This window comes from Synechococcus sp. RS9916 (assembly GCF_000153825.1).
GTDB lineage: Bacteria > Cyanobacteriota > Cyanobacteriia > PCC-6307 > Cyanobiaceae > Synechococcus_C.
In genome coordinates this window covers 566,444-581,225 of the sequence record NZ_DS022299.1, presented here as the reverse complement: position 1 = coordinate 581,225, position 14,782 = coordinate 566,444, and the positions used below count along the sequence as shown (strand labels likewise).

Annotated in this window: 12 protein-coding genes; 2 read left to right on the top strand and 10 right to left on the bottom strand. The window is 60.4% G+C overall.

The window, feature by feature from the left end:
• Positions 1-8: 8 nt before the first annotated feature.
• The 7 genes from RS9916_RS03160 to RS9916_RS03130 all read right to left on the bottom strand — a co-directional run bounded on the left by RS9916_RS03160 (position 9) and on the right by RS9916_RS03130 (position 8,018).
• On the bottom strand, positions 9-1,178 hold the full coding sequence (locus RS9916_RS03160; protein ID WP_007097783.1) for an LptF/LptG family permease: 1,170 nt from the start codon (positions 1,176-1,178) through the stop codon (positions 9-11).
• Entirely contained in the window at positions 1,175-1,903 is a 729-nt protein-coding gene (lptB, locus tag RS9916_RS03155; protein WP_007097782.1) for an LPS export ABC transporter ATP-binding protein, read from the bottom strand. Before lptB ends, RS9916_RS03160 begins: the two co-directional genes overlap by 4 nt.
• Positions 1,900-2,457 carry an LptA/OstA family protein gene (locus RS9916_RS03150; protein WP_007097781.1) on the bottom strand — a complete coding sequence of 186 codons (558 nt, stop codon included), beginning with the start codon at positions 2,455-2,457 and terminating at the stop codon, positions 1,900-1,902. Before RS9916_RS03150 ends, lptB begins: the two co-directional genes overlap by 4 nt.
• The gene (locus RS9916_RS03145; protein WP_007097780.1) at positions 2,454-2,834 is read right to left on the bottom strand and encodes a DUF309 domain-containing protein; all 381 of its coding nucleotides are present in this window, start codon (positions 2,832-2,834) and stop codon (positions 2,454-2,456) included. Before RS9916_RS03145 ends, RS9916_RS03150 begins: the two co-directional genes overlap by 4 nt.
• On the bottom strand, positions 2,831-4,633 hold the full coding sequence (gene typA / locus RS9916_RS03140; protein WP_007097779.1) for a translational GTPase TypA: 1,803 nt from the start codon (positions 4,631-4,633) through the stop codon (positions 2,831-2,833). The genes RS9916_RS03145 and typA overlap by 4 nt, the downstream gene beginning before the upstream one ends.
• A 77-nt stretch (positions 4,634-4,710) precedes the next feature.
• Positions 4,711-7,278 (bottom strand): U32 family peptidase, encoded by a 2,568-nt coding sequence (locus RS9916_RS03135; RefSeq protein ID WP_007097778.1) that lies wholly within the window; start codon positions 7,276-7,278, stop codon positions 4,711-4,713.
• Positions 7,275-8,018, bottom strand: a complete 744-nt coding sequence (locus tag RS9916_RS03130; RefSeq protein ID WP_038023163.1) for a D-alanyl-D-alanine carboxypeptidase family protein — start codon at positions 8,016-8,018, stop codon at positions 7,275-7,277. Before RS9916_RS03130 ends, RS9916_RS03135 begins: the two co-directional genes overlap by 4 nt.
• 109 nt (positions 8,019-8,127) lie before the next feature.
• Here RS9916_RS03130 and chlP point away from each other — a divergent pair, with 109 nt between their 5' ends.
• The gene (gene chlP, locus RS9916_RS03125; RefSeq protein WP_007097776.1) at positions 8,128-9,483 is read left to right on the top strand and encodes a geranylgeranyl reductase; all 1,356 of its coding nucleotides are present in this window, start codon (positions 8,128-8,130) and stop codon (positions 9,481-9,483) included.
• Here chlP and RS9916_RS13735 read toward each other — a convergent pair.
• The gene (locus RS9916_RS13735) at positions 9,480-9,743 is read right to left on the bottom strand and encodes a hypothetical protein (protein WP_007097775.1); all 264 of its coding nucleotides are present in this window, start codon (positions 9,741-9,743) and stop codon (positions 9,480-9,482) included. The genes chlP and RS9916_RS13735 overlap by 4 nt on opposite strands.
• 57 nt (positions 9,744-9,800) lie before the next feature.
• Positions 9,801-11,960 (bottom strand): glycine--tRNA ligase subunit beta, encoded by a 2,160-nt coding sequence (glyS, locus tag RS9916_RS03120; RefSeq protein ID WP_007097774.1) that lies wholly within the window; start codon positions 11,958-11,960, stop codon positions 9,801-9,803.
• A 139-nt stretch (positions 11,961-12,099) separates the two neighbouring features.
• On the opposite strand from glyS, the gene RS9916_RS03115 reads away from it, so the two are divergent.
• Entirely contained in the window at positions 12,100-13,821 is a 1,722-nt protein-coding gene (locus tag RS9916_RS03115) for an NADPH-dependent assimilatory sulfite reductase hemoprotein subunit (protein WP_038024103.1), read from the top strand.
• Between the two features lie 28 nt (positions 13,822-13,849).
• Here the strand turns inward: RS9916_RS03115 and RS9916_RS03110 are convergent, their stop codons facing one another.
• Positions 13,850-14,629, bottom strand: coding sequence for a M15 family metallopeptidase (locus RS9916_RS03110; RefSeq protein ID WP_232199512.1), 780 nt, complete (start codon positions 14,627-14,629; stop codon positions 13,850-13,852).
• Between the last annotated feature and the right edge of the window lie 153 nt (positions 14,630-14,782).

Below are 14,782 nucleotides of genomic sequence, written 5' to 3'. Positions count from 1 at the left end.
GGGAACACTCAGCGACTGGCCTGGCGCAGCAAAGTCCAGCCACCAGCCAAGGAGATCAAAACAGGCATCCAGGCCGCCAACAGTGGAGGGAGGGTGCCTTTGACCCCAAGCGAACTGAAACTAAAACTCAGCACGTAGTACACCAGAATCAGCACCACGCTGATACCAAATCCCTGGCTGCGGCTGGTGCGGTTGTTGGGCTTCGCACCAAGGCTGCTGCCGATCAGACCAAACACCAGGCAAGCCATCGGGAGGGTGAATTTTTCCTGGATGCGAACACGCAGGCGACGCGCTTCTTTGCGATCCCCTGCATCACGGAGCAACTGCTCGGCTTCAACAGCCTCAAGCACCGTCATGTTGTTGGCATCTTTTGGCAGCTTGGCAATCCGCACCGGCGCTGCACTGAGTGGATAGAGGTAACGATCAAACTGCGCCGTAATCGTGCCTCCCTCAGGGGTCAGCGTGACGCTCTGGCCGTTGAGAAATTCCCACTTGCCTTCTTTGTCATTCCACTTGGCTTCGTCGGCCACCAACATTTGGGTAAAACCAACCCGGGAGAAATCGAGCAGGGTGACGCCCTGCATCGTCCCCTTGCGGAATTCACGCGCATAGAACAATTGCGCCAATCCACGAGTGCGGTCCCCCTCATCGGCTCCAGCAAGACGTCCGAAGCGCGAATAGACAATGTCATCACCCTTTTCTGTGGCGATCGCCTTACCCAACGCCCGCTGAAGCGTCACCTCGGCATTGCGGTTCGCCCTCGGCACGATCACATCGTTGAACACAAAGGTGAGCGTGGTCATCACCAGGGAGAGAGCCAAAGCCGGAGCGATCATGCGCCGGGCGGTGACACCGACACTGCGCAGGGCGGTGAGCTCACTGTTCGCCGACAAACGGCTGTAGGCCAGAAGCGTGGCCATCAGCGTGGCCATCGGGAATGAGATCACCAGAAAGCTCGGCAGGCGCAGCAACAGCACCTGAAGAGCGATCAACACCGGCAGGCCTGATTCAACGATCTTGCGCACCAGTTCAAACATCACCCCCACCGAGAGGGAGACCACTGTGAAGGCCGCAATCGCGAAGATCAGCGGACCCACCAGTTCAGAGATCAGCCAGCGATCGAGCAGGGGGATCCGCCGAATCCAGCGGGACAACGTGGCTTGAATCGTGTCAATCACAGTTGAAAGCCCTCCCCGAGATAGTGACGGCGCACCAGAGGGTCATGGGCCACCTGATCAGATCGACCGGAGGCCAGGATGCTTCCGTCCGTGAGGATGTAAGCCCGGTCAGTGATGGCCAGGGTTTCGCGCACGTTGTGGTCGGTGATCAGGATTCCCATGCCGCGTTCCCGCAGGGAATGAATCAAGGCCTGGAGATCGGCCACCGCCAGGGGATCCACCCCGGCGAAGGGTTCATCCAGCAAGAGATAGCGCGGACCTTCAAGCCCCACAGCCAGGGCACGCGCCACTTCTGTGCGACGCCGCTCACCACCGGAAAGCTGGTAGCCCTTGCGATCCACAAAGGGCTGAAGGTGAAATTCGTCGATCAACTGATGCAGGCGATCACGGGCCTGCACAGAGGCCAGACCGCTTTGGGCCAACACGAGCTGCAGGTTTTCACGCACCGAGAGTTGGCGGAACACACTCGGTTCCTGAGGCAAATAGCCAATCCCGAGGCGAGCACGCTCCGGCATGGACAAGGCCGCGACGGGATGGCCGTCCATCAGCACCTGCCCCGTGTCCGGACGCAAAAGGCCGATGACCAAGTTGAAGGTGGTGGTCTTGCCGGCACCGTTGGGACCCAGCAAGCCGATCACTTCGCCCGGTTCAAGGATGAGGGACACATCCCTCACCAGCGGACGTCCCCCAAGGGTGAGGGCGACCCGTTCCAGGGTGAGGCTCATGGCGCTAGAGGCGTCGGAACCTTGCGGTCAGGGCCGATCACCATCTGACTGAACACCTGCTGACCAGGCGTGGGGTCCGCTTCGGCGCGCTCCTGATCCAGCAGATAGATCACCCGCTCAGCACGGAGTGCATTCCCACCCTCCTGGGTGACATCCACATCGCCGCTGAGTACAAGGCGACCCTCACGGCTGAAATATTGCACTTGACGGGCGGTGGCCACCATTCCGCGGGATGGATAGACAATGCGGACGTTGCCGGCCGCAGTCACCACTCCAGTGAGATTGTCGGCACTTTGCGTATCGGATTCAATCGTGATCAGACCGCCTGACGCTGTCGGTCCTGGTGTTTCAGCCCCGTTGGCCTCGGCAACCGATGACTGCACACCAGAATCTTGAGGCTGGGCAGCAACACTGCGATCAGAGACGCCGATCGCAAGCAGCGAAAGCAGGGCCGTGAGCCCTAGGCGGGGAAGGCTCCGAAGAAGCCAAGGGTGCACAAAGGCAGGCAACGACCATCCCGCGATCAACTGGGGCCAATGTACCGAGGAGCTCACGGGAGATCGAGTAGCACAGGGACGGGACAACAAGCGGGATCTTCGTCCTGCTGAAGCGCCTGCAGACGCACAGAGACTCGAGAGCGCAGCTGATCCAGATCCAGACCGAAATCCGGTAAGGCCCTGCCAGTCAAACGACCTAATCCTTCCCCCAGAAGAATGGTGGCCCCCTTGCGGTTGCCGCGCTCGAGATGAACGTGGGCGACGGCCACCTGAATCAGTCCCTGCAGTACACGCCGGTCGGGATCAGCCGTCTCATGCCAAAGCTCTTCGAGCACGTCATGCGCGTCATACCAAGACGCAGCATTAAAAAGCTCGACACCACGCTGAAAGCGGGCGTCGAGCCGAATTGGATCAATGGATGGATCGGCGTTCAACGCTTGGCCATCTTCTTGGCGGGAAGCTTGCGCAGGCGAATCGATTCAGGCGTCACTTCCAGCATTTCATCGGGACCGATGTACTCAAGGGCACGCTCCAGGGTCATCTGAACCGGTGCTTGCAGAGTGTCGAGTTCCTCAGCGCCAGCAGAACGCATGTTGGTGAGCTGCTTGGCCTTGCAGACGTTGATCTCGAGATCTTGAGGACGGTTGTTCTCGCCGATGATCATGCCCTTGTACACCTTGGTGCCAGGCGAGATGAAGAACTGACCGCGGTCTTCCGCGTTCTTGAGGGCATAGAACGTGGCCGTTCCTTCTTCAAAGGCAATCAACACACCATTCCGGCGGGTCTCGAAGTCACCCAGCATCGGGCGATATTCAAAGAAAGAATGGCTCATGATGCCCTCGCCACGGGTGGCGCGGATGAACTCACCGCGGAAGCCGATCAGACCGCGGGACGGAACGATGAACTCCAGCTGCGTGCGGCCATCAGAGCTGGTCTCCATGTTTTGCATCTCGCCCTTGCGGGTGCCGAGTTTCTCGATGCAGGCGCCGACAGCCGCTTCAGGAACATCCATCACCAGGGTTTCCACCGGCTCGCAAGGCGTGCCATCGATGGTGCGGAAAATCACCTGAGGCTGAGACACCTGGAACTCATAGCCCTCCCGGCGCATGGTTTCGATCAGGATGCCAAGGTGCAGTTCACCGCGGCCGCTGACGGCAAAACGGTCGGGGGAATCGGTGTCTTCAACCCGCAACGCCACGTTGGTGAGCAGTTCGCGCTGGAGGCGATCGCGCACCTGGCGGCTGGTGACGAATTTGCCTTCCTTACCCGCGAACGGTGAATCGTTGACCACGAAGGTCATCTGCAGGGTGGGCTCATCCACCTTGATCAGTGGCAATGCCTTGGGCTCATCGGGACAAGCGATGGTTTCGCCGATGTTGACGTCATCGAAACCGGCAACGGCCACCATGTCGCCGGCGGCGGCCTCTTCGATCTCAACGCGCTGCAGGCCTTCAAAGCCCAGCAGCTTGCTGATCCGACCGCGCTTCACACTGCCGTCGTCCTTGATCAACGCTGCGCTTTGGCCCTGACGGATCTTGCCGTTGTGAACACGGCCAATGATGATCCTGCCAAGAAAATCGGAGTAATCCAGGGTGGTGATCTGAAGCTGCAGGGGCTTCTCGGCGTCCCCGACCGGCGGTGGAACGTGGCGCAGGATGGCATCGAAGAGCGGACGCATGTTGTCGCTCTCGGTCTTCATGTCGGGCTTGGCGAAGCCACCCAGACCACTTCCGAAGAGATAAGGGAAGTCGCACTGGTCGTCGTCGGCACCCAGCTCGAGGAACAGATCGAGGACCTTGTCGACGGCAGTTTCAGGATCAACGCGGGCACGGTCGATCTTGTTGACGAAAACGATCGGACGCAGGCCCTGCTCCAACGCCTTCTTGAGCACGAAGCGCGTTTGGGGCATGGGGCCCTCGTTGGCGTCGACGATCAGCAGACAGCCATCCACCATGCCCAGCACACGCTCCACCTCGCCACCGAAATCGGCGTGGCCAGGGGTATCAACAATGTTGATGCGGGTGTCGTTGTAATCAACCGCAGTGTTCTTTGACAGGATCGTGATGCCGCGCTCACGCTCCAAGTCGTTGGAGTCCATCACGCAGGTGGGCACCGCTTCGTTGTCGCGGAAGATGCCTGATTGGGCCAGCAACGCATCGACCAGAGTGGTTTTTCCGTGGTCGACGTGGGCGATGATCGCAATATTGCGGATCGCCTTGTTGGTGGCGGTCATGGGCTCCGTGACGTTCTGTGAATGAAGGTTGAACGCCCGCGGGCGTAGCTGCCAAGGCTATCTCAACGTGAGATAGCTCAGGAATGGATCCGGCTGGTGCGCTCCGGACCTACAGAACGAAGACTGCCTCGCGTCACACCGAGTCGATGGTCAATCTGCTCGCGCCGCCAGACGTCTGCCGAAGGAATCGAACCTTCGAGCGCCTGGGCATACAGCTGAACCCGGCGCTGCGTCGCGACCGGATCTTCGTCCAGGAGCTCGAGGCGGAAACGGGTGAGTCCGGCGCGGAGAAGATCAGGAAGGGCCTCCACGCCACTCTGGGCACGGCCGTTGAAGAGAGTGTTGCGGCAGCCCAGGTCGGCCGTCAATGGATGCTCAACACCACTGCGGTCCCGTAGACGGACCTCATGCTTCTCACAGGGGCGTCCGCAATCGGTGTGGTCGTGACCATCAGACAGGAATGCACAGAACAGGCAGTGCTCCATGTGGAATAACGGCATGTGCTGATGAAGGGTGACTTCAAGCCAATTGGGATTGGTGCCTGAAGCCAAATCCAGCAACTGGTCGAGATTGAGGTCGTAGCTGGCCGTGAGACGATCCAGACCCCAGCGCTGGCGATACCAATCCAGGGTGAGGGGGTTGGCTGTGTTGAGGGAAAAATCTCCGCTGCAGGGCGCCAGAGGCGTGAGTCGCTCGAGCTGATCGGCATTCCGCACCAGATAGCCATCGGGCTCAGCCCGGACCAGCGGTTCAAGAGTCCAAGCCTCATCAGGGCGGGTGATGCGTGGTCCCGCCAGGCGCAACCCCTCAGGCCACTGACCACGGCCGAGGGCCACGGCCCGCTTGAGCTCACTGGGCTGCTCGAGATCCGCCACCACTCCGGCAATCCAGTCAGGACGATCCAGGGCAATCAAGGCCTCAAGCTGGGGCAGGCTGCGCACCAACACCACCAACTTTGGAGCCCCTGGCTCAGGCACCTCAGGGTCAGCTCCCCGGGCAGCAGTGAGGCACTGATGCAAGGCTGTGGCAACCGTTTCGGGTGTCAGGGCGGGCTTGGTTGGCAAAGCACTGCCAGGCGTTAGGCCACAGACCTGCATCTGCTCCAAGAGGGTGCGACGCATGCGATTGAGCTCCGCCACAGGAAGAAAGAGCTGCTCCTCGAGCTCAACCTCCAACGACCCCAGCCTCCAGCCAGTGCCACCGAGGCGTCCCAACTGCGCCTCAAGCCGCTCCCGATCTAAACCCTGGCCCGTGGCCTGCTGAAGGGCCACAGAGCTGTGAAGGCGGAGCGGGGGGACATCAACGGGAACAGGATCCACCAGATCCAGCGCCAGGGGCTCACCCTGCACACCCTTCACCCGCAAGCTGAGAGGCAGGGCAAGGGGGTCGGTGCTGCGGGTGGCCTGCTTTTGCCAGGTGGTTTGCCACTGAGGGTCCCCCGTCAGCCAAACGGAAGCGCCGGATTGAAGCCCCCGCAAGTTGATACGCCCAGGACCAAGTCGAATGCGACAGCGGCCACGGCCAAGGTCATCAAGCTGCATGATCCGACCGCCAATCTCAGGCGGCGGAACCAAGGGGTCGGCAGCAACGCGGGGCTGGGCCTCCAGCACCACACCCTGGCCGCATTGCAGAGGTTCCTGAACCTTCAAGGTCAACCAACCCTGGTCATCCCATCGCTGCAGCTGGCCGACCACAGGCCCGCGCTTTTTGCTCCAACGCCCATGCACAAGACGTCGGTGATTGATGCCCTCAAGCCAGCCCGTGGAGAGCCCCCGGGAAAACCCCATCTCCAGTTGACGACGCACCGCAGCTGGATCTGAAGCCAATCCATCCAGTTGCTGGCGGTAAGCCTGGGTTGCAGCGGCGACATAGGTGGCGTCCTTTAACCGCCCTTCAATCTTGAAACTGGCGATGCCGAGCTCCACAAGCTCAGGAATCTGCATCCAGGCGGAGAGGTCTTGAGGAGAAAGCAGATAACGCTGATCATCAAGATCCAACGCCTGACCATCAACAACCATTTGGTAAGGCAATCGGCAGGCCTGGGCGCACTCACCGCGGTTGGCACTGCGTTGACCGAGCGACTCACTGGTGAGGCACTGGCCGGAATAGGCCACGCACAACGCCCCATGCACAAACACTTCCAGTGGCATGGCCAACTGCCTGTCGCGCAGCTGGTTCTGCAGACGTCTCAGGTCCTTCAGCGCCAACTCACGGGCCAGCACCACCCGCTCACAGCCAGCGTCAGCCGCCTGAGCAACACCAGCAGCACTGGTGATGGACATCTGGGTGGACCCATGCAGTGCCAATCCAGGAACGAGCTGCTGCGCCAAACGGCAGAGCCCCAAATCCTGAACAATCAGAGCGTCGACGCATGCCTGATCGGCAGCGACCAGCAACTCAGCCGCCTTGGAGAGTTCATCGCTGAACACCAGGACGTTGAAGGTGAGAAAGCCGCGTACGCCCCGGGCGTGCAACCAATCCATGATCTCGCCGAGATCCTGAAGCTGAAAATTTTCGGCTCGAAGCCGGGCGTTGAACGCTTCAACACCGAAATAAACCGCATCGGCACCCTGGGCGACGGCGGCCTTGAGAGCAGCCCAATCACCAGCAGGAGCCAGCAATTCAGGAGTGGTGAAATCGCTCAACGGGTCTGGGCCAGACGGCGGGCGGGTTCAAACAAGCGCAGGGCATCTGACGAGCCTTCAAAACGCCAATGCCAAGGCTCGTAGCTCACACCTTGAATATTGCCGATCGGGAAGGACAAAGTGAAGTGATAAGCGGCCGCATGGTCTTGCAGCCACCGAAACGCGGGTGTGGATTCAAACGATTGCGACAGGTTCGTTCCGGGGTCGTCGCCATCACCAAGGTCGACCGCCAGGCCGGTGCTGTGTTCCGAGTATCCCGGGGGTGCACTGACCTTGGCCCGCTCGCTGGCGGTCTGATTACGTGCCGATTTCACATCAAAGAAAATTCCCTTTTGCAGGGAATGGGAGCGGTAGCCGCTGAGTAAGCGCAAATCGATTCCGTCAGCTGCAGCGGCACGCCGCATCGAACGCAAGGCCTCCGCAGCGTCAACCTGCAGCATCAGACCGGGTGAAATCTCCACCAGAGCGCTCTGATCGGCCTCTGGATAAGGGAAGTGGCCCAAGAGTCGGCCATCTTCGGTGGGACGCTCTGCAATGCCCTCAACGCCTGAAACAGAAGGGGTGAAGCGGGATACCAGCGACGGACCAAACAGGACGGCAGCGAGGGAGCCACCGAAGACAAAACAACACGCCAAAAACAATCCCGATCCGCTGCGACGGACTCGCTGAGGCGGCCGGGAACGACGCGCAACCGGAATGTCGTCCCGACTGGAGCGGCGGGGGGCGGCCGCACGTACCACAGCGATGTTGCAGTGTTGTGACGATCGTAAGGGGGGGCGCCAGGGGGGCCCCACACCCGGCATGCCAACAGTGATAGCGTCGCGCCAACGATCCAGTACTAGGGCTCAGATGCTGCGAGTTGCCGTCGTCGGGGGTGGTCCGAGTGGATCCTGCGCCGCCGAGATTCTTGCCAAAGCTGGCATTCAAACCTGGTTGTTTGAGCGCAAGCTCGACAACGCCAAGCCCTGTGGTGGTGCAATTCCGTTGTGCATGGTCGAAGAATTCGACCTGCCCGACGAGATCATCGACCGCAAAGTGCGGAACATGAAGATGATCTCCCCCTCCAATCGTGAGGTGGACATCAAGCTTGATCCCCTCGGCTACGACGACAACGCCTACATCGGCATGTGTCGCCGTGAGGTGTTTGATGCCTTTCTCAGGAATCGCGCAGCAGACCTCGGCACCACCCTGGTGAATGGTCTGGTTCAGAAAATTGACACCGGCAGCAACCGCCAGGGGCCTTACATCCTCCATTACGCCGATTACAGCGGCGGCGGTCCCACCGGAGAACAGAAGTCCCTGGAAGTCGATCTGATCATTGGCGCCGACGGTGCCAATTCCCGGGTCGCTAAGGCCATGGACGCTGGCGATTACAACGTGGCGATTGCCTTCCAGGAGCGCATCAAGCTTCCCGCGGAGGAGATGACCTACTACGAAGACTTGGCCGAAATGTATGTGGGCACTGATGTGTCCCCTGACTTCTACGCCTGGGTTTTCCCCAAGTACGACCACGTCGCTGTCGGCACCGGCACGATGCAGCAGAACCAGTCCTTGATCAAAGGCCTGCAAAAAGGTATCCGTGAGCGCGCCAACAAACGCCTCTTCAAAGGTGAGGTGATCAAGGTCGAAGCACATCCGATCCCCGAGCATCCCCGTCCCCGCAGGGTCGTTGGTCGCATGGCACTCGTGGGAGATGCCGCTGGTTACGTCACTAAGAGCTCTGGCGAAGGCATCTATTTCGCCGCCAAGAGCGGTCGGATGTGCGCAGAGGCCATTGTTGAAATCTCCAACAACGGTCAGCGCATTCCCACTGAGAAAGAGATCAAGTCGACCTACCTCAAGCGCTGGGACAAGAAATACGGCGCCACTTATGCCGTCCTCGACATCCTCCAGCGCATCTTCTATCGCAACGATGCAGCCCGCGAGGCCTTCGTGGAGATGTGCGATGACATGGATGTGCAGAAGCTGACCTTTGACAGCTATCTGTACAAGCGGGTGGTGATGATGAACCCCTGGCAGCAGATCAAGCTCACCCTGCGCACCTTGGGAAGCCTGCTGCGTGGAGAAGCCCTGGCTCCGTCTGAATACGGTCCTGTGCCTTCTGCAGTTGGACGCTCCGATGGGGATTTCCTCGCCGAGGAGGCCGCCCAAGCGATCCGCGCCCAGGCGAAAGACAAAGACAAAGAAACTGCAGGAGTGAACTAATTAGGCCGAAGCGGAGTCCTTTCAGCGATTCCTTTCAGCTTTTCAATTCCCTGTTGAACTTGCTCCGGTGTCACCGACATCGGAGCTTTTTGTTGTTTCTCCTGCGTCAATCGATTGACCGCATAAACCCCTGCTGCAGCAACAATCAAAGCTGAAATGATCAGCGCAAACCCGTTGCCACCCTGACGGATGACAACGGGCTGAGGAGCTTGAGATGGCTGATCAGCGGAAGATGGGGACGAAGCATTCGAGTGGGCCATGGGCACCTCAAGTCGCTACACCCATCCCAATAGCCTGAGATCAAAGGCCTGTCAGCTTTAGTTCTGGATTAGATCAAAACGGGCCAAGACAGACGCCTGATTGCGAAGCACGCCCAGAAGATTGAGGCGATTGCGGCGCAAGTCAAGGTCATCGGCCATCACCATCACGCTGTCTGGCCCGTCGAAAAAGGCCTCCAAAGCAGGCGTGGCCTCCACCAAAGCATCAGCAAGCTGTTGATACGACCTAGCAGCGGCAAGGGGTTCCAGTTGCAGCACCGCAGCATGCATCGCAGTCTCACTGGGTGAAGCGAATTTGCCCGGGTCGACCACCGCATCAGCCTGAAGCACCGTGGCCTCCAGGTCGCCCTTCTCCGCCAGACGGGCTGCCCGTTGCACAACGGCCTGCAGCGCACCAAGGCGTTGCCCCTCTCTGAGGCTGCCCAGCAAACGGATGCGATCCAACACATCCAGAGGATCAGCCAACAGCCGCTGATCGCTCAGAGTCTCACCGGCCACAGCCTGAACAAGATCGGCCTCATAGCCATCATCTTCCAGCTGAGATTGAATGCGCTGCCGCAACAGAAGCACGAGGTCCGCAGCCAGGGAATGGGCCTCCACCTTGAAATCAGGGAACTGTTGCTGCCAGACCTCAGCGAACTGACGCAGCAGAGCAAAGAGATCCAAGCGCCAACCCCGATCCCAGAGGATCTGGAGAATGCCGTTACCCGCACGACGCAGGGCGTAAGGGTCCGATGAACCCGTGGGGCGCTCCCCTTTGGCGTAGATGCTTAGCAACAGCTCGAGCCGCTCAGCGAGAGCCACAACAGCACCCGCATCGCTCTGTGGCAAATGATCGCCGGCACCACGGGGGTAGTAGTGCTCAACCACGGCTTGAGCCACCTCCCTGGTTTCACCCTCTTCAAGCAGGTATTTGCCACCCATCAGCCCCTGCAGCTCGGGAAATTCACCCACCATCTGGCTCACCAGATCGTTCTTGCAGAAATGGGCGGCCCGCTTGGCAGCGTCCGCAGTCGCCGCTGGCAGTTGGAGCGCCGTCACCAAGCTCGCCGCAAGCAGCTCAATGCGTTCGGTTCGATCCAGCAGGCTGCCGAGCCCGGAGGCAAAGGTGACCCGGGAGAGTGCCTCACGCCGATCAGCACTGGGTTGCTTGCGATCGACATTCAGGAAAAACTCGGCATCGGCCAGGCGAGCACTCAGAACCCGTTCGTTGCCGCGACGAATCTGAGCGTCAGCGGACGCAAGGCCGTTCCCAACCAACAGGAACTCAGGCCGAAGCACATCGCGCGAGGCCAGTCGGAGGGGATCCGGCTGCACCCCGGAGCGGGTGAGGGGGACGTAGCGCTGATGGGATTGCATCACCGTGACGATCACCTCGGGAGGCAGATCCAGATAGCGGTCCGCAATCTCCCCTTGAATGATGCGGGGATCCTCGACCAGATCGACCAACTCCTCAAACAAACCTGACGGACAGTCCAGGGCGCCATCGAAGGAGGAAGCACGTTCCTGAAGGCTCGACTGAATCAGTGCCGCCCGTTGCTGGCGATCGGCATGCACGCCGACCGCAGCTAGGGCCGTGTCGTAATCATCGGCACTGGCCACCTCGACGCCGCCTGGATGGAGACGATGACCTCGGCTACAACGGCCGCTATGCACCACAGGCTCACTAGCCGGCAGGGTCACCGGCACGATCTCGGTTCCAAGCAGGGCCACCAGCCAGCGAACAGGGCGGCTGAAGCGCTGGTCACCATTGCCCCATCGCATGAAACGTCGGCCTTGAAGGGCATCGATCCAGGCGGGAATGCAGTCTTGGAGCAGTGACAAAGCCGGCTGCCCCTTCACCTGCACGGTGGCGAACACGCAGTCACCCTTGGGGGTGGAACGCACCTCAAGCGCAGCGGGGTCGACACCACAACGTTTGGCGAAACCGATCGCTGCGGGACCGGGCTGGCCATCCTTGAAAGCCTGGGCCACCGGAGGGCCCTTGCGCTCTTCACAAAGATCCTCCTGGCCCTCCGCCAGAGCCTTGACCTGCACAGCTAAACGACGGGGGGTGCTGCTCACGCGCACGTCCCCATGGGCCAGTCTCAGATCAGCAAGATCGCGCTGCACCCGCTCCTGAAGCTGGGGGAGTGCCAGACGGGCAAAGTCAGCAGGAAGCTCTTCTGTACCGATTTCGAGCAGGAAGGTTGAGGCCACACCGGTCGGCTCGACAAGGGTCTGACTGTATTGGAAGCCGTTTCGCTAGCTTCGATGAACTGTGATCAATGCGCCAGTGAGCCAGATGACTGTCGACGCCGCAGCAACCTCCAAAGGCGCCGGCAACGGCAAACTGGCGATGGCAGGGCAGCCACTGCCCAAGGCGGAGCAACGCAAGCTCGACAGCGGCCACCTCAAGCAGCCGTTGCTGGATGAGCTCGCCAATGAGCTGCCTTACTTCAGCGAAGACGCACTGCAGTTGCTGAAGTTTCACGGCAGCTACCAGCAGGACGATCGCGATAAACGAGAAAAAGGCAAGGACAAGACCTGGCAGATGATGCTGCGCCTGCGCAGCCCCGGGGGGAGGATTCCCACCGGGCTTTACCTGGCCATGGATGAGCTTGCCGACCGACTGGGCGACGGCACGTTGCGGGCCACCACCCGGCAGGCTTTCCAGATGCACGGTGTGCCGAAAGCCGACCTGAAAGAGGTGATCGGCACGATCGTTCGCAATCTGGGGTCAACCCTGGCCGCCTGCGGCGATATCAATCGCAACGTGATGGCTCCAGCCGCACCGTTCGACAAAGGGGGCTATCCAGCGGCACGTCAGCTGGCGGATGAGATCGCCGATGTTCTGAGCCCTGAAACCGCTGAAGGGTCCTACCTGGATCTTTGGGTCGATGGCGATCTCAGCTACCGGATCAAGCCCAGCCGCAAGGTCAAAAAAGTCCGCTCCCGGCAATTGGAAGGCGGCGTGTTTTCTGGAGATGAGGCAGAACCTCTCTATGGAGACACCTATCTGCCGCGCAAATTCAAGGTGGCGGTGACCGTGCCTGGCGACAACTCGGTGGATCTCCTCACCCAGGACATCGGTCTGGTGGCCTTCACCGAAACCACAGGTGAACTTCGCGGTTGCAACGTCTATGTGGGAGGTGGAATGGGCCGCACCCACAACAAGGAAGAAACCTTTGCTCGCATTGCCGATCCTCTGGGATACGTGCCCGCCGATCAGGTGCTCGACCTGGTTCAAAGCGTTTTGGCCCTCCAACGGGACCATGGCGACCGCAAGCTTCGGCGCCATGCCCGCATGAAGTATCTGCTTCATGACAAGGGAATTCAGTGGTTCCGCGACGAACTCACCCGCACTTACTTCCAAGGGGATCTCAAACCCCTGCGCAACGAGCCCAAAGCCAAACTCCACGACTACCTCGGATGGCACCGCCATCGCGCTGGGATGTGGTTTGTGGGCCTTCCATTGCTGTGCGGTCGCCTGGAAGGGGAGTTCAAAGCAGGGCTCAGGAAGATTGTGGAGACGTATCAGCTGGAAATCCGGCTGACGCCGAATCAGGATCTACTGCTGTGCAACATCGGCACACCGCAACGCGCGTCCATCCGTGCGGCCCTGGCGGAGCTGGGCGTCGAAACCCCCGAGATGCCTGCTCCACTCGCCCGCCATGCGATCGCCTGCCCTGCACTACCAACCTGCGGACTCGCCATTACGGAATCAGAGCGGATCCTTCCCGCAGTGCTGGATCGCCTTGATCACCAGCTGCAGCGCCTCGAGATCGCCAAGCCGGTGCTGATTCGCATGACGGGCTGTCCCAATGGTTGTGCCCGCCCCTACATGGCGGAACTGGCCCTGGTAGGCAGTGGAGTCGAGCAATACCAGCTTTGGCTTGGAGGAAGCGGGAATTTGCAGCGACTGGCCAAGCCATACCTGCAAAAAATGCCTCTCGATCAGCTGGAAACCACGCTTGAACCGCTGCTCGTCAGCTGGAAAGAAGCGGGTGGGCGACGCAGCCTTGGCGATCACGTGCACAAGCTCGGTGATGAGGCTGTCGCCGAACTACTCAACGTTTAAGCGACCAGAAGTAAGCGACCAGAAGCACTCAACACGCAGGATCACAGCATCCATAAAGAGCCTGGTCGTAACCAGTTCGCCAGGCCCAAAGCTGATCGCCAAAGCTGAAATGCCACCACTCATGGGGATGGCGGCAGAACCCTTGTGACTCCAATACGCGGGCGAGCAACGAGCGCCGATCGTGGAATTGAGCCCCCTGGGGGTCAGCTCCTGTACGCGCGGCCTCGGCGTAGAAATCCGGCTCGGACACCGCACCGATCGCATCAATCGCTCCCCCCATCTCCAAAGGTTCCCCCTGCAGATTCGCCAAGGTGAGATCGACCGCGGCACCCGTGCTGTGCGGTGGTGGCGTTGATGGATCATTGCTCGGAGGAGCCCAGAAACGCCCCACACTTCGTCGCACCTCATCCCAGGCAGCCTGAAGTGCAGGGTCAGGTGACTGCCCTTGCGCCGATGGGTCAAGCGGAGAAAGGCCAAGGCGGGCCCCCTCTTCAGCCACAGCGTGCTCGACCATGAAGCGCTGCACTGGAATGGGTCGCCAGGCATCAAAGATGGCGAAGCACAGATCAGGGTGCTGACGTCGGAGCTGCTGCTCTGCTGCGATTAGTCGCTGACGGACACCCTCCCGAAGGACAAAGGGATCCGCGGCCTGGCCGTAGGGCGCCCCTAAGGATTGATAGGGATGGGGGCAAAGACATAACAGCTCAGGACGCAGAGGGCGCAAAGGCTCTCCGCAATCCTTGATTTCTCGGTCGCTCCACGGACGCAACACCGATGCCTTGGCGAGTGGCACCAGAGTCGCAGACACGCGCTCAACCAAGCCATTTCCACAAGTGAACACTGGTTTTCCCCAGGTTGCGTCTCACGGGAGCCGATCCAGGCTCGGGTCGGCTGCGTTACACCCCACTAGCGGCTTAGGCAACCGACAACCATTAAGCCATTCTTCAGATCCTCGGCAATG